Source organism: Arthrobacter sp. EpRS71, assembly GCF_001512285.1.
Lineage (GTDB): Bacteria > Actinomycetota > Actinomycetes > Actinomycetales > Micrococcaceae > Arthrobacter.
This window is the reverse complement of the sequence record NZ_LNUV01000006.1, coordinates 694,829-709,869: the sequence shown is the minus strand read 5'-3', so window position 1 is coordinate 709,869 and position 15,041 is coordinate 694,829. Positions and strand designations below refer to the sequence as shown.

General features: G+C 61.4%; 12 protein-coding genes, 1 tRNA gene and 1 pseudogene. 6 read left to right on the top strand and 8 right to left on the bottom strand.

Going from position 1 to position 15,041, the window contains the following annotated elements; genetic code table 11:
• Positions 1-378: 378 nt before the first annotated feature.
• Positions 379-1,641 (bottom strand): choice-of-anchor P family protein, encoded by a 1,263-nt coding sequence (locus AR689_RS13475; protein ID WP_156424601.1) that lies wholly within the window; start codon positions 1,639-1,641, stop codon positions 379-381.
• Positions 1,642-2,584: 943 nt separating this feature from the next.
• Between AR689_RS13475 and AR689_RS23765 the strand changes: the two are divergent.
• A pseudogene (locus tag AR689_RS23765) lies at positions 2,585-2,641 on the top strand (hypothetical protein); the annotation flags it as partial.
• A gap of 31 nt (positions 2,642-2,672) precedes the next feature.
• Here AR689_RS23765 and AR689_RS23545 read toward each other — a convergent pair.
• Positions 2,673-2,855 (bottom strand): hypothetical protein, encoded by a 183-nt coding sequence (locus AR689_RS23545; RefSeq protein WP_231745516.1) that lies wholly within the window; start codon positions 2,853-2,855, stop codon positions 2,673-2,675.
• 398 nt (positions 2,856-3,253) lie between these two features.
• Here AR689_RS23545 and AR689_RS13465 point away from each other — a divergent pair, with 398 nt between their 5' ends.
• Entirely contained in the window at positions 3,254-4,372 is a 1,119-nt protein-coding gene (locus AR689_RS13465; RefSeq protein WP_156424600.1) for a hypothetical protein, read from the top strand.
• A 1,202-nt stretch (positions 4,373-5,574) separates the two neighbouring features.
• Here AR689_RS13465 and AR689_RS13455 read toward each other — a convergent pair.
• Positions 5,575-5,647, bottom strand: a tRNA-Lys gene (locus AR689_RS13455).
• Between the two features lie 240 nt (positions 5,648-5,887).
• Here AR689_RS13455 and AR689_RS13450 point away from each other — a divergent pair.
• Positions 5,888-6,547: a hypothetical protein gene (locus AR689_RS13450; RefSeq protein WP_062070907.1), complete on the top strand. Its 660-nt coding sequence runs from the start codon at positions 5,888-5,890 to the stop codon at positions 6,545-6,547.
• A 235-nt stretch (positions 6,548-6,782) separates the two neighbouring features.
• Here AR689_RS13450 and AR689_RS13445 read toward each other — a convergent pair whose 3' ends face one another.
• The gene (locus AR689_RS13445) at positions 6,783-7,511 is read right to left on the bottom strand and encodes a hypothetical protein (RefSeq protein ID WP_062070905.1); all 729 of its coding nucleotides are present in this window, start codon (positions 7,509-7,511) and stop codon (positions 6,783-6,785) included.
• A 195-nt stretch (positions 7,512-7,706) separates the two neighbouring features.
• On the opposite strand from AR689_RS13445, the gene AR689_RS13440 reads away from it, so the two are divergent.
• A complete protein-coding gene (locus AR689_RS13440) occupies positions 7,707-8,324 on the top strand; it encodes a DUF47 domain-containing protein (protein WP_062070903.1) in 618 nt (205 codons plus the stop codon).
• Between the two features lies 1 nt (position 8,325).
• Positions 8,326-9,342 (top strand): inorganic phosphate transporter, encoded by a 1,017-nt coding sequence (locus AR689_RS13435; RefSeq protein ID WP_062070901.1) that lies wholly within the window; start codon positions 8,326-8,328, stop codon positions 9,340-9,342.
• A 173-nt stretch (positions 9,343-9,515) separates the two neighbouring features.
• On the opposite strand, the gene pstB is transcribed toward AR689_RS13435, so the two are convergent.
• The 4 genes from pstB to pstS all read right to left on the bottom strand — a co-directional run bounded on the left by pstB (position 9,516) and on the right by pstS (position 13,660).
• Positions 9,516-10,295 carry a phosphate ABC transporter ATP-binding protein PstB gene (gene pstB / locus AR689_RS13430; protein ID WP_017197024.1) on the bottom strand — a complete coding sequence of 260 codons (780 nt, stop codon included), beginning with the start codon at positions 10,293-10,295 and terminating at the stop codon, positions 9,516-9,518.
• Between the two features lie 69 nt (positions 10,296-10,364).
• Entirely contained in the window at positions 10,365-11,468 is a 1,104-nt protein-coding gene (pstA, locus tag AR689_RS13425; protein WP_062070899.1) for a phosphate ABC transporter permease PstA, read from the bottom strand.
• Positions 11,469-12,401 carry a phosphate ABC transporter permease subunit PstC gene (gene pstC, locus AR689_RS13420; RefSeq protein WP_062070897.1) on the bottom strand — a complete coding sequence of 311 codons (933 nt, stop codon included), beginning with the start codon at positions 12,399-12,401 and terminating at the stop codon, positions 11,469-11,471.
• A gap of 137 nt (positions 12,402-12,538) precedes the next feature.
• Complete coding sequence (gene pstS / locus AR689_RS13415; RefSeq protein ID WP_062070895.1) at positions 12,539-13,660, bottom strand: phosphate ABC transporter substrate-binding protein PstS; 1,122 nt, start codon at positions 13,658-13,660, stop codon at positions 12,539-12,541.
• Positions 13,661-13,897: 237 nt separating this feature from the next.
• On the opposite strand from pstS, the gene AR689_RS13410 reads away from it, so the two are divergent.
• Positions 13,898-15,025, top strand: coding sequence for an FUSC family protein (locus AR689_RS13410; protein ID WP_062070893.1), 1,128 nt, complete (start codon positions 13,898-13,900; stop codon positions 15,023-15,025).
• The last annotated feature ends 16 nt before the right edge of the window (positions 15,026-15,041 follow it).

Sequence of the window (15,041 nt, the reverse complement as noted above, 5' to 3'; positions counted from 1 at the left end):
TTGGTGCTATTTTCTTTGTCGCGGACACCGAGCGCAGGGCCTCAGCCTACCCAGTACCATTCGAACTTGAAGATTTCACACTTTCCGCCCAGAGAGCAGCTCCGCCTCTTTTCGTGTCCATTTTGGGGGACTCTGTTTTGATATTTTCAGGCAAGAGGTGTGCTCCATGGTCGTAAATCATGGCTTTCGCTCCCACGGCGGCGCAGACTTCAAATCATTGTTCTGGCAATTGACCTGACTAGCGACGCGGAATATTCCAACGGGCGTTGGCGTCCTCTCTCATCCATAAGGAGACAGACAGCCCGTCACCGCGATATGGTGACGGGCTGTCTGATGCTGTTATCGGGTGGCGGGAGCCCAGTAGTTAGATTCTGGTAGCTACTGGGTGACTCCTGAGCTGGAGTGTCCGATCAGGATCCTTGATCCGGTGGGTAGTGCGCCGAGGGGCTGGCTAAGCACCACGTCAATCATGGTCACGATGATTGAACTGGATGATTTGCTTACCTTGTGTAGAGTCACTTGTCCGAGCCCTGCCACCTGCACCACGGTGTTGGGGGCGACCGACGCGTTGATTGCCGGAAGCCCTGCAATCCTCAGGTTTGTGAAGGTGGAGGTGTCGGTCAGGGTTGCCGTGGTGGCGCCAGATGCCCGGGTGGCGCTTGTCTCAGCTTTGATGGCGTCCGCTTGGATTAGCCCATTGAGCACGTTAAGTCCTGCAAGAGTGTCGGTCACCGTGACCTTCGCTTGGGGGCTCAGGACCCCGGTGATCTTCGTTGCGGCTGCTCCGGATGTGGCAATACCCGGGATGCTAATTCCGGCCACGTTTGCGGATGTGGTTCCACCGCCGCACCCGGCGTAGGCCAGCGCTATTGGACCCGAGTTAATGATGCCATTAGCAAGGACGGCTTTAGTAGCGAAGCCTGTACCGGACAAGTAGCCCGACTGGGCTGCTGGGAGGTTGGCGGTGCTGACACCGAGACGGATGTCTGTCCCGATATTGAGCCCTGGCAGCCCGGCCTTGAGAACTTCGACGCGAAGCGCCGTTGTCGATACTTTGTACACCCCGTTGACCAAGCCCTTTTGCTGGCCGTTTAGGGTCACTTTGCCTACCGTTCCAACCAAGGGTACCGTGAGGTCGAGTACGGTGTTCGCTCCTGGGTTGGCCCCTACTGAGACGCCCAAGACCTTCAAATCAGCGATGGTCGTTTTGTTTGCGCCGGAGAAGGCGCCTGCGGTGTCTTTGTCAGCAGAGCTTTCGGACGTGATGGCACCGGCAGTGACCAGCCCGCCCAAGAGGTTGGTGCTCGCAATCGTCGATTTACTTTCAATTCGCTTGCCCGTGGTGGTTAGCAGGGTTTTGACACTAGTTGTTGCCGCGCCAACGTTGCCAACCGCCGGAACGGTCAATGCCGCTGCCGTGTTCGTTGAAGTCTTTCCTGTGGCGCCCGTGCAGCTGATGCTGGAATTCGCGGTGGGGCCAGATGTCAAAGTTTTGTCGGCGTTGAAAATGTAAGAACCGTATGCAGAACCAGAGAACCCTGTAGTTACCTGCGCTGGTGTGGTGGCGGCGAGGGCCGGTGTTGCCGTCCCTGCAAGCGCGAGCGTTATTGCACCTATTAACGCGACATACGAGCGTTTCATGAAATTCTCCCCAGAATGTGATGCGAGGTCGTAAGAATTCTCACGACGGTGTGCTTACCGTACAGTCCGCAACGGCCTGCAAACAATAGATGTGCCACGGCCGCCATTAGTTATTCAGGGTCTGGTGGGGACAGTTACACGGTTCCCATGTCACCTCCGTTTACGCTCCACCGCGTGGATGTCTTCGTTTGCCGTTTACGGACCCAGACGATGACCTTGTGGCATCAGGCAAGACGTTCAGCGATGGATGGAGCACGACATCCCAGAGCTATTTAGCTCACGTCGCTCAGCACTCAAATGGCACCCTGCGCGGCCTTCGGTCTCGAGCCGGAAGAAGGCGACTTCGGGCCGCCCGGAGACAAAAAACAGGCCGGAGACTTAACGTCTCCGGCCTGTCCAGGAGGGTGGGCCCTGTGGGGATCGAACCCACGACCCATGGATTAAAAGTCTGGTCATGCAAAGAACCAGGTCAGAACGGGTCATTCGCATCCGCGCAATCTAGGGTTTTTTGCACCTCACAACGGCCCCGGTCGGAACGGGTCAGCCGGGAGATAGGCCCTCAAATGGGCCCTCAATTCCACTGTAGAGACTCACGCAATCGCGCGTTTGCCAGCTCTTCCAGTTCGTCCACTGACGGACCACCTGAAGTGTAGGCTGCCTCGGATATCTGGCGAGCGCTCATCCTGTTCATGCGAGCCGTCGTCTCGGCAAGGACTCGTCCCGCAGCCGCGATGTGTGGCTGCGCTTCGGGTGATAACTGACGAATGCTAGGGGAAGTCCGGGTGGGGTCGGTGATCATGGGAGCAGCCTAGCCCCTCGCTGTCAGTGCCAGTTGGCAAGCTCTCCCAATGCTTAATGACCAGCAGAAGGCCATGCTCGACTTGGCCGGCGAACACTTCAAACATGCAGGTTCTCTCGACTCGTCCGCGATGGATCGTTTGGTATGACACTCACCCGCTACTGGCAGAAAATGAACCGACTCCCCCAGACAGAAGCCGCCGTTGCGTACCGCCCCGCGACTGTCGCACAGCTCAGGGCCAGGCTCCGGTCAACGCTGCGGACAGCCAGCAGACTACTCCGTTACGAACCCGGGGAATCTCTTCCCACCGCACTACGCGAAGCCACCCCGGGCAGCGGTTGTACTCATCGATATCCCCCTCCGAGTCAGTGACCGGCCGGACGTCGTCCTTCGGCAGCCAAGCGTTCAGGCTCACCTTGTCATCGTCGTACGACTGCACACTGATCTGAGTCCGGCTCCAGTCCTTCGCCTCCGCAAAGACAGCGACCGCCCCACCGACCCTCAGCGGCAAAGCGCATGCACTTTGGGGTTAATTGCCCCTCTCCCACGATTTGACCTGCACCACAGGCCCCACACGCTCGGGGTGAGCAAACTCATACGTGACGCCCTCAAGGTCAAACGACGTCGGGGGATAAGGTCGGCATCCCACCATCATGCCAGCGTCCATGGGTACGACCACGCACGCGCAGGGACAAGGCATTAGGATTCGAACTTGAAGGTGCAAGCTCTACTCTGCCGTTCTGGAAGCCTTCTCTTACTCACGCACCATATGGGGGTATTCTCTTGAGATTTTCAGGCAAGAGGCGGTTGGGCTTGTCCCTGATAGTTGCCGCCATGCTAGTTGTGGCGGGGATTTCGCCGGCCGTCGCTGACACGGACGTGGCAGCACCTACGATTGTCAGTAGTTCAGTCAACGCGACCTCGTTGGACGTGTCAGCAGCGCCTGCTCGGCTGCTGTTCAATGTCCGGTTAGCGGACGACACTGCGGTGGGAAGCTTCCATGCACGCTTCATCCACCCAGGATCCGGTCAGTACTACTACTTTCCAAACTTCATCAAGACATCTGGCACACTACAAAATGGGGTGTGGCGCAGCGAAATAAACCTACCCCAAGGTGTTGCAAGCGGAGACTGGGCTATCGAGATTTTCGGACTTGAAGACTCCTTGAAAAACGCTGCCTGCTGTTTCCTGAACGTCCGATCCATCAAAGTGGCCTCCGGCAGCGCAGACGTCGCTCCTCCCGTTCTCGTAAGCAACGCCGTTTCGAGCACGACCTTTGACGTCACGAACGCTCCGGCGCGTCTACTGCTCAATATCCGGGTGTCGGATGCCACCGCCGTGGGCAGCTTTCATGTGCGCTTTATCCACCCAGGAACTGGCCAGTACTACTTCATGCCCAACCCCGTCCTGACGTCGGGTACGTTACAGAACGGGGTCTGGCGGACCGAGCGAGAGGTACCTCAGGGGATCGCCTCCGGGCAGTGGATGATCCAAGTGTTCGGCCTTGAGGACACCCTCAAAAATGCGGCATGTTGCTTCTTGGACGTTCGACCAATCACTGTCGTATCCGGGGCCACTACCGACACCGCCCCACCTCAGATCGTAAGCAGTGCCGTATCGAGCACGAGCCTTGATGTCGCGACTGCGCCAGCCAAACTAACCGTAAGCATCCGCGTGACGGACGAGACGGCCGTGCAAGGGTTCCACGTCAGGTTCATCCACCTTCCAACGGGCCAGTACTACTACTTCCCTAACCCGACCCTAGTTAGTGGAAACGCGCAAAACGGCGTTTGGCGCACTGCTCTGACTCTCCCGCAGGGGGTCGCCAACGGAGCCTGGACCATCCAAGCATTCGGGCTCGAAGACGTCGTCAAGAACGCAGCCTGCTGCTTCCTCGATGTTCGAAACATCAACGTAAACTCCAGCGCCTAGATAGGAGCAACACTGCCCAATGACTGACTACATGCCTGCTTTGATAGGCCTCTTAGGTGTTGCTTTGGGCGGCTTCATCCAGGTCATTTCCAGAGCCGCTAAGGCTAAGAGCGACGCAGCCTTCTTAACTCGGCAGAGGGCTGCCATGTTCCTTGATGAGGTCCACGGCTACCTTCACTTTATTGAAGGAGCAAAGGCCTCACGGCAGGGCGGACCAGTGCATGCAGCATACTTAGGAGGTAAAGCAAGCCGACGCTGTGGCATCTCGGGAGGCTGGCTACGCCTTCGTAGGGTCATGCCGCGATCGTCGCTTGTTTAAGCAAGGTCGAGCCGCCTTGGATGCGCTCGAGCGATATGCGTTGGGTCACCGGAACCTGCATAAGTGGGATCCTGAGAAGGATTTTCCTAATAGGGACGAAGTGGATAAGGCAATGGGTGCACTGGACAGAATGGCGCGCCAGGCCGGTTCTCCGTCGACTACCTGCGCTTCGGCGCCGCTAAGCCAGACAGCAAACGATGACCGGTTGATCTATAAACGACAGAAGACCCCCACCCTGTGAGGGTGGGGGTCTCTCGTTTTAATCGCGGTCCCGTTCCCGGGAGTCGTCAACAATCTGGCCAGTGTCGCCACAGTGATGTTTCCTGTGATGGTCGCGCCAGCCTCATGCTTGCCATACTCCGGAGTTTTGGCAGAGCCAAGGAAAGCACGGGTAAGCCAGTCCGGGATACGAGGTTCCAGCCAACGCCAGAAAACGTACCAGGCGGCGATTAGGACCGCAGCAATGATGGCCAAGAGGGGCGTGCCGTACTCCAGCAGATCCTCCCGGTGCGGTTCCAGTACGGGAAGGAGTCCAATGGCCCACGTTATGAAAGACCCCACAGCGCCCTCGCCCTTGCTGTGCAGTTACAAACATTTGAGACCTACCTTGGACAGCGTTGACGGCTCAGTCATAGTGCTCATTATTTTGCGCTCCCCTCGCCCATACGAACCGCTTTTATGGTGTCGCGCGGTGGACCCCGCGCGGGCCATTCGTGACCAACGCGGCGCACCATGGTCTGTACTGAACGTTGCCCTTGTCATTCGAGACCCCCCGGCTCAGGAGACCCGGCAGCGGATAGGCCCTCAAATAGGCCCTCAAGCCCCAATAGCCGGGCACATAAAAAATCCCCCGGAACCGTATGGTTCCGGGGGATTCGGAGGGTGGGCCCTGTGGGGATCGAACCCACGACCCACGGATTAAAAGTCCGATGCTCTACCAACTGAGCTAAAGGCCCCTCCAGCTGTTGAAACAGCCATGAATACTGTACCCCAAGGTCAAGGCCAGCGAGGAACTCGAGGCGAGGTGCGCCGTCGTCACCCTCTTCGGACGAAAGTTCGACGGCGGCGCGCGGCGGCAGCGGCGTGTCGCGCCGGGCGCGGCGGCAAAGTGGGTGGTGACGGTACACCCGCCGGGGAAAGCACGCCCCCCGCAAGCGTTACTCGACCCCACCAGAGCACAGGAGTACGGTGAACTCATGAGCGAACAGCCAGGATCACGTGCGTACGGCGGAGCAAACAGGCACCACAAGCCCAAGCCCTTCGCGCCCATCGATTTCGAACCGTTCGCAGGTGGCGCCGACCCCGCCCGGGTCTCGGAGGCAGCCCACCTCGCCGCCCAGGCGCTGGTGAGACGCGGCCGCGACAGCGACGACCCCACAGTCACCAGCCGCCTGGTGAAGCTGGCTGATGAACAGGGCCTCGAAGCGATCGCGGAGATGTGGGCTGAAAGTCCCGCACGCTCCCTGCCCGGCGCGCTCTGGAGGCTCTACGCCCTCCGCGCCGCCACCATCCAGAATCCCGAGCGGATCTCCGTCTACTTCAGGGCCGGCCGCGACACCGCGCAGGTTTCCAATGTGGTGGCAGGTGCTGCCGAGCCGCCGGGAGCCGATGAAATGAAGACCATGGCTGACGCTATTCTGTCCGGCGCTTTCGACGGCGAGTTCGACGTCGCGCTGGAACGTTCCGCCGCTTTCTGCCGTGTGGTGGCGCTCGGCCAGGCGACCCTTGCCGACGGCGCGGAGCACAGCAACGAAGGCCACGCCAGCAAGCTCACACGCAATTCGCACCAACTCGTGAAGACCGCTGAAGACCTTGAGCACGCGGCTAATGCATGGCGTCTGGGCGAGCTGGACTAGCCAACAAAAAGGGCCAAACCTACCCACGTCGGGCCCGGGCTGTCAATGTTGACTTAGCCCGCCGGACGGTGAAAACTAAAACTGGTGTCGAACCGCGAAACCCCCGGGCTTCAACATATAGCCGCTTCGAGCGGCCTACCGCCGAGAGGCGTATCCGGTTCGGCACCATTTTTATGCCCAACCAACGAAGGCCCGGACTGGCATCGATGCCGGTCCGGGCCTTCGTTGTAAGAAATTACTTCAGTGTGACCGTGGTTTCGGCCGTTTCCTTCTTGTCGTGATCGAGGTCGCCGTCAGCACCCTGAGGCGTCATGGTCACCTTGATTTCCGTTTCCTTGCCAGCGGTGTAAGCGAAGTTCTCCGCAATGTTGAAGGACTCACCCGGCTTCAGCACGAACGGGTCCTTCTCCTTCAGCTTCACGCCGGAGCTGGAAAGTCCGTGCTTCTTGTAGCCATCGCTGCTGGAGTCCGAGGGCATACCGCCGAGGTACTTCCAGTCCGTGTACTTCGCGTTGGGCGTGATCAGCGAGTGGCTCAAGGGGATCTCAGCGGATGAAGTGTTGGTCACCACGTAGTTCATGTACACCACGGGGTCACCCTTCTTGAGCAGGTTTTCCTTGGTGTCCTTGTCCACGAACATGCTGTCCTTGGACGCCACATCGGTGGCCACCTGGTAGACATCCACGCTGAAGCTCTCGCCCTTGATGGTGCCCAGCTTGTCCCCGGCTTCGGAAATCGGCAAAGCCCACGCTGCGGTCTTGTACGAGCCCGACGAAGTACCAGCGCCTTCGGATGAGGCAGCCGACGGGGACGCCGAGGCTGACGGCGAAGCAGCCACGGAGGAGGACGACGACGGTTCCGAACCACCCGTCGTCGGGCTGGCAGTTGCCCCGCCACAGGCGGTCAGGGCCAGCAGGCCGGCAGCAGCGATGCCGGAAATTTTCATGACATGGTTCAGTCGCATGGTTCCCCCATTGAGTGGATTTACTAGGTGCTAACCCAGTGTCGCACGGTTGCAGGAGTTGCATCGATGGGGAGAAGTGCCCGCAACGCTCCGCGAACTTCGCAGACCCCGTGGCTGTGCCGGTAAAGTTGGGACCGAAACGGGCGCCGTCAAGTCACACTGCCCGTGCCCATCCGTCCCCGGCCCGGAAGCGACATGAAGCTGCGCCTTTTTCCCCAGGAACCTGCCGGGCTCGTACTGCTCGCGCAGATGGCCGGCGTCATTGTTGCCGCTACTGGAACGCTCTCCGAAATACTCGGCGCGCCGGCCAGTGAACACCAGCGCCTCGCCGAACAGTTGCACGAGCACGAGTCCAAGTCCTTGGACCTTCATTTCGCGCTGCTGACGCACATGCGCACCAGTTTCGTGAACCCGCTCCCCCGCGAGGACATGTACACCCTCTCCCGCCACCTCAATGAGGCCATGGAGAAGCTCGACGCCGCGGGAGACCTCGTGGCGCTCTACAAACTGGATCGCCTGCCTAAACGTGCCGCGGACCAGTTGGAGATCATCAGCCGGCAAGCCGAGCTCACTGTGGATGCGATGCGGAAGCTCGAGGATCTGGACGAGCTGGAGGACTACTGGATCGAGATCCTTCGGCTGGCCAAACGCGCAGAACGCTCGCACCGGATTTGGGTGGCCGAGATGCTCAAGGACATGAAGTCCACGCAGTACGCACGGCACCGTGACATCGCAAACCAGTTGGTGGAAGTTACCAAGGACATGCGGAAGGTCGCCACCCAGGTAGGCAGCATCATCGTCAAGGAATCATGACGTGACCATCGCCTTCCTGGTCCTCGTCGTTGCTTTGGCCTCCGGGTTCGCGTTCCTCAACGGCTTCCGCGATGTCTCCAACGCCGTCGCACTTTCCACCCGGACCCGCGCCCTCACGCCGTCAATTGCCGTGCTGCTGGCCGCCATTTTCAACTTTGTGGGTGCCATGCTCAGCGGCACTTTCATCCTGGCGTTCACCCAGTCCTGGATCACGTTGCCGGAAGGCACCAGCGGCCTCACCATGTTGTCGTCGGCCCTCACGGCAGCCATCCTGTGGGGCGTTTACGCCTGGTGGCGCGGCATCCCGCTGTCCTCAACCAACTCTTTGGTCGGTGGCCTGATTGGTGCCGGTGCGGCGAGCGTTCTTGTGGGCGGCAACGCCGTGGGCGGCATGGACAACGTCATGCTGACCCAAGTGGCGCTCCCCCTGGTGCTCTCCCCCATCATTGCTTTCGTAGCCGCGTACCTGCTGGTGTGGCCAGTGACCTGGGCTGCGCGTTACACGCAACCCAACGTGGTGAACCGGCGGTTCCGCCGGGCACAGGCCGTCTCCACCGCGGCCGTGGCGTTCGGCCACGGACTCCAGGATGGTCAGCGCACGGCAGCTGTGATGGTGCTCGCCGTCGTGGCCGCGGGCCTGTCCAGTGGCAGCGATGTGCCCCTCTGGACCCTCCTGCTCACCGCCGGCATGCTCACCGCCGGCACCATGTTTGGCGGCTGGCGGATCTCCCACACTCTTGGCCACAAACTCATCCGGGTGGATCCGCTGCGGGGTTTCGTGGCGCAAACCTTGACGTCCGTGATGCTGTTCATCGGCGCCATTGGATTCCACCTACCGCTCTCCACCACGCACACGTTCACCGCGTCCGTGCTGGGTGCGGGCGTGAACCAGCGGTTCCATACGGTCAACAGGCGCTTGGTCCGGAAAATCCTGGTGTTCTGGGTTGCCACGCCGTTGATCACGGCCGCCGTAGCCTTCATCCTGGAGCTGGCGTTCTCGCCCCTCGCGGACCTGTAACCCCCACGCACGCACCCAACTAAGTAGCAGATCAGGTCGTTCCCAGCGCTCAGAACGGCCTGATCTGCTACCTACTTGGGCAAGAAAAAACGACGGCGGCCGCACCCCCAAGGCGACGGCCGCCGTCGTTCTGTGCCGACTCCCCCCAGAGGAGCCGGAACCTGCAGAACCCCTTATCCGAAGCGGCCGGAGACGTAGTCTTCCGTTGCCTTCTGGGCAGGGTTGTTGAAGATGCTGGTGGTGTCCGCGAACTCGATCAGCTTGCCGGGCTTGCCGGTGCCTGCGATGTTGAAGAACGCGGTCTTGTCAGACACACGAGCGGCCTGCTGCATGTTGTGGGTCACGATCACCACGGTGTACTGGTCCTTGAGCTCGTTGATGAGGTCCTCAACGGCCAGGGTGGAGATGGGGTCCAGGGCGGAGCACGGCTCGTCCATGAGGATCACCTGGGGCTCAACGGCAATGGCGCGGGCGATGCAGAGGCGCTGCTGCTGGCCACCGGAAAGACCGGAGCCGGGCTTGTCCAGGCGGTCCTTGACCTCGTTCCAGAGGTTGGCGCCCACCAGGGACTTCTCCACCAGGGCGTCCGCTGCGCCCTTGGAGATCTTCTTGTTGTTCAGCTTCACGCCGGCCAGCACATTGTCCCGGATGGACATGGTGGGGAACGGGTTGGGGCGCTGGAAAACCATACCCACCTGGGTGCGGACGGTCACGGGGTCCACGCCGGGGCCGTAAAGGTTGTCGCCGTCCAAGAGGACCTCACCTTCGACGCGCGCGCCGGGAAGGACCTCGTGCATGCGGTTCAGGGTGCGGAGGAAGGTGGACTTGCCGCAGCCGGACGGGCCGATGAAAGCCGTCACGGACTTGGCCTGGATGTTGATGTTGACGTCCTCGACGGCCAGGAAGTTGCCGTAGTAGACATTCAGGTCTTTGACGTCGATGCGCTTGGACATGGTGTTCCTTTGTTCCTTGGGGGTGTGGAAGTTTGAAGGTGCCGCCGTCACAACCGGCGGCGGGCCCGGCTAGCGTCCCGTTTTGGGTGCGAACAGACGGGCGATGAGGCGGGCTCCGAGGTTCAGGAGCATCACCAGGATGATCAGCACCAGCGCCGCGCCCCAAGCACGCTGATCCGAGGGCTCAGGGTTGGACGGCGACGTCGGGTTGAGGATCTGCGTGTAAATGAACGTGGGCAGCGAGGCCATCCAGCCGCCGAAGACGTTGTTGTTGATAGTGGTGGCGAAGCCTGCCGTCACCAGGATCGGCGCGGTTTCGCCAATAACGCGGGCGATCGCCAAGGTGACGCCGGACGCGATGCCGGAGATCGCCGTCGGAATAACCACCTTGGTGATGGTCCGCCATTTACGCACGCCCAGCGCATACGAGGCCTCGCGGAGCTCGTTGGGGACGATCTTGAGCATTTCCTCGCTGGAGCGGACAACAACAGGGATCATCAGGACTGAAAGCGCGACGGCGGCTACCGCGCCGGTCTTGGTGCCGGGGCCAACGATGGCGAAGAAGAACGCTGCCGCGAAGAGGCCGGCCACGATCGAGGGGATGCCGGTCATGACATCCACGAAGAACGTGATGGCGCGGGCCAGCGGACGGTCGTTGCCGTATTCCACCAAGTAGATGGAGGTCAGGAGGCCCACGGGTACGGAGATGACCGTGGCAAGGAGCGTGATCTGGATGGTGCCCAGCAGGGCGTGGTAGATGCCGCCAAGTACCGGCGCGCCTTCCTCCACTGCCTTGTTGTCGTACGCGCCGGTGACCCCGTTCATGGAGGTGCCCAGGAAGCCGGGAGTGATGAGGCCGGGGATGCCGTTGACCAGCACGGTGAAGATCACTGAGATCAGGGGCAGCAGTGCAACCAGGAAGGCACCCACCACCAGGCACGTGGCCAGCTTGTCCTTGGCCTTTCGCGCGCCTTCAACAGCGCCACTCCAGGAAACCAGGCCCACAGCAAACAGGATGGCGGAGACGATGCCCCAGCCGAAGGCGTTGAAGCCGATGAGCGCCAGGATGGCCGCACCAACAATGAGCGCGACAGCAAGGACGATGTAGGGCGCGAACTTGGGCAGCTGGCCCTTGGTGAGCGCTGAGCGCTTGCGGACTACTGTGGCGGACATTTAGTTGGCTCCCGAGAATTCTTTGTGCCGGGTGATGATCCAGCGGGCGATCATGTTCACGCCCAGGGTGATGACGAACAGCACCAGGCCGGCGGCGATCAACGTGTTGACCTTGAGACCGCTGGCTTCGGGGAAGTTCAGGGCAATTTCCGCGGCGATGGTCTGGTTGCCGGACTGGATGAGGCTCGCGGTGAGGACACCGGAGGAGAGCACCAGGGCAACGGCCATGGTCTCGCCGAGTGCCCGGCCAAGGCCCAGCATGATGGCGCTGATGATGCCGGGGCGACCGAAGGGCAGCACGGCCATTTTGATCATTTCCCAGCGGGTGGCTCCCAGTGCGAGCGCTGCTTCTTCGTGCAGCTTGGGGGTCTGCAGGAAGATTTCGCGGGACAGGGAGGTGATGATGGGCAGGACCATGACGGACAGGACGATGCCGGCGGTCAGGATGGTCTTGCCGGTGGCCGATGCCGGTCCTTCGAAGATGGGGATCCAGCCGAGGTAGGTGGCCAACCAGTCGTAGGCAGGTGAGATTTCCTTGGCCAGGAAAGCCGCACCCCAGGCGCCATAAACAACGGAGGGAATGGCTGCGAGCAGGTCCACCACATAGCCCAGGCCGGCAGCGAGCCGGCGGGGAGCGTAGTGCGAGATGAACAGTGCCACGCCGATTGCCACGGGGGTGGCGATGACGAGGGCGATCACGGCGGCAATCAGGGTTCCCACCACGATCGGGGCGATGTAGGCGAAGAAGCCGTTGCCGCCCTGGATGTCTTCAGCGGGGGCCGTCAGGGCAGGAATTGCCTGCACCACGAGGAACAGCGCGACTCCGAAGAGGACCGCAAGAATCAGGCACCCTGCGGCCATGGCGGCCCCGGAGAAAACCTTGTCCCCGGCGCGTCCTGCGCCTTGGGAGGTTGTCAGGGAGTTGGTGGTCACTTCACGTTCCTTCAGTCTGGAGTGAACTGGTCATACATGGCTAAGTTCCCTGCCCCGCTCCAGCGGCTCTGCGGCCACTCGGCGCGGGACAGGGAACTTCAGTGTTCAGCCGGGTTCAGAAAACCCGCCGGGAAACCTTAGGACTTGGCCTTGATGGTTTCGATAGCGGCCTTGGCCTTGTCCTGCAGCGTCTTGGAGAGCGGTGCGGACTTCGCGGCGTCAGCTGCGGTCTTCTGCCCTTCGTCGGAAACGACGTACGTTTCGAAGCCCTTGACCAGGTCAGCAACTTCCTTGGTCTCGTAGGTGGTGCACACAACGTGGTACGAGACGAGGACTACGGGGTAGGCGCCCGATGCGGTGGTCTTGCGGTCCAGCTTGATGGCAACATCGTTGGCGGCGCGGCCGTCAACGGGCTTGCCGGCTTCAACGGCCTTGGCAGCGGCTTCTGCGGAGATCTTGACGAACTCGTCGCCCACCTTGATGGAGGCGGTGCCCAGCTTGCCGGAAACGGCGGAGTCATCAGCGTAGGTCACAGCACCCGGGGTGTCGGTGACGGTCTTGACCACACCGGAGGTGCCCTTGGAGTTTTCGCCCGGAAGCGTTGCGGGCCAGATGCCGGCGGCCTTGTCCGTCCAGACCTCGGGTGCAGCAGATGCGAGGTAGTCGGTGAAGTTGGTGGTGGTGCCGGAGTCATCGGAGCGGTTCACCGGGGTGACCTTGAGGTCCGGGAGGGTGACGCCTTCGTTGAGGGCGGCGATTGCGGGATCGTTCCACTTGGCGATTTCGCCGCGGAAGATCTTGGCGACGGTCGCGGCGTCGAGCTTCAGCTCGGTGACGCCGGGGACGTTGAAGGCAACAGCGATCGGGGAGATGTACACCGGGATGTTGATGGCGCCGTCGGGGCCGCACTTGGCCTTGGAGCTTTCGAGCTCTTCGTCCTTCAGGTAAGCGTCGGAGCCGGCGAACTGTGCCGAGCCGTCGATGATGGCCTTGCGGCCTGCGCCGGAACCGTCCGGGGAGTACTGCACAGTTGCGCCGGAGTTGGCGGCGGAGAAGCCGGCCTTCCAAGCGTCCATGGCTGCGCCGGTGGAGGAGGCGCCGATGCCGGTCAGGGTGCCGGTGACCTTGGGGCCGGTGGCTGCCGACTGGGTGCCGCCAGTGGTGCCCGTTGCGTTGTCTGAACCGCAAGCAGTGAGCGCGAGAGCGCCGGCTGCGATGACCGCGATTGCCGCGTTGCGGCCGAAGTGAGTTGCCTTCACTTGGATGTGCCCCTTCCAGGGATTCTTCGATGCGGGCCGAACGGAGATTTCGGCGTGCGCGAGCTGTGGACCAAATGTGTTCCTTTACTGAAGGTAGGGAGCGCAGGTAACGGGATCTGCGGTGCAAGGTGAACGGAAGATGAACGACGGCGGACCATTGGGTTATGTGGCGCGTGCCACCTTGAGGGGCTCCTGGCTTGGGGTAGTTGAGGGGGTTGGGCAAATAGACTGGAAGGCATGGCTGCCGCAAAGGGATTTTCTGCAAGCAAGAGGTTCCTGCGCGCCAGAGTCAGGACCGGATTGGTCCGCAGCCGGAATTCGTTGACGCCTGCTGTTCAGATGACGGTATGCGCCGTGGGAGCCTACGCTTTCGCTGAATACGTGCTGGGCCACCAGGGTCCCCTGTTCGCGGCTACGTCTTCCCTGATTGCCTTGGGTTTTTCCCGTGATCCGCGCCTGCGCCGGGTCATAGAGGTGGGCCTTGGCTGCACCTTGGGCATCGTGGTGGGTGACCTGCTGCTCCACTGGCTGGGCGCTGGTATCTGGCAGGCCGCCGTCGTTCTCCTGTTTTCCATCCTCCTGGCCAGGTTCCTGGACAGCGGAACCATCTTCACCACGCAGCTGGGCCTTCAATCGCTGTTGGTGGTGCTGCTGCCTGCACCGGCCGGCGGTCCCTTTACGCGCAGTCTGGACGCCGTGGTGGGTGGCGTTTTTGCACTGTTGGTGACATTCCTGGTGCCGAAGGATCCGCGCCGGGAGCCTCGTAAGGATGTCCAGAAGATCCTTCATGAGCTTTCGGAAGTGCTGCGGGAGTGCGCCAAAGCCATGATCGACAGCGATTCCACCCAGGCATGGCATGCCTTGATCCGCGGCCGGAACTGCCAGCCTTTGGTGGATCGGATGCGGCAGACGCTGCGTGCTTCGGGTGAAGTTGCCACCTTGGCTCCGGCATACCGGAGGCACCGTGATGAGCTCGCCGATTTGGAGCATTCCCTCGAGTACATCGACCTTGCGCTTCGTAACAGCCGGGTGTTTGCCCGGCGCCTCACCAGCGCCATCAACCATGCAGCGTTGTCCGACGAAGCGATCGAGAGCATCTCCGAAGTCCTGCAGGAAACCGCTGCGGCGATCGACGAGATGACCATTGGTTTGTCGGAGCAGAGCGAAGGAACCCGGCGCGTGCATCTGCGGCGGGCCCGGAATGAGCTCTCCGATATCGCCGCGCGCCTGCACCCCAAGATGCTGGACGTGCAAAGGCTCGAAGGCGAAACCGTGGTGATGTTGTTCCGGCCACTCATGGTGGACCTGTTGGAGGCGAGCGGGATGGAGCCGGAGGAAGCGCGGGCAGTGCTCCCGGCGCTGTAGCGGCTAATACTGTCAG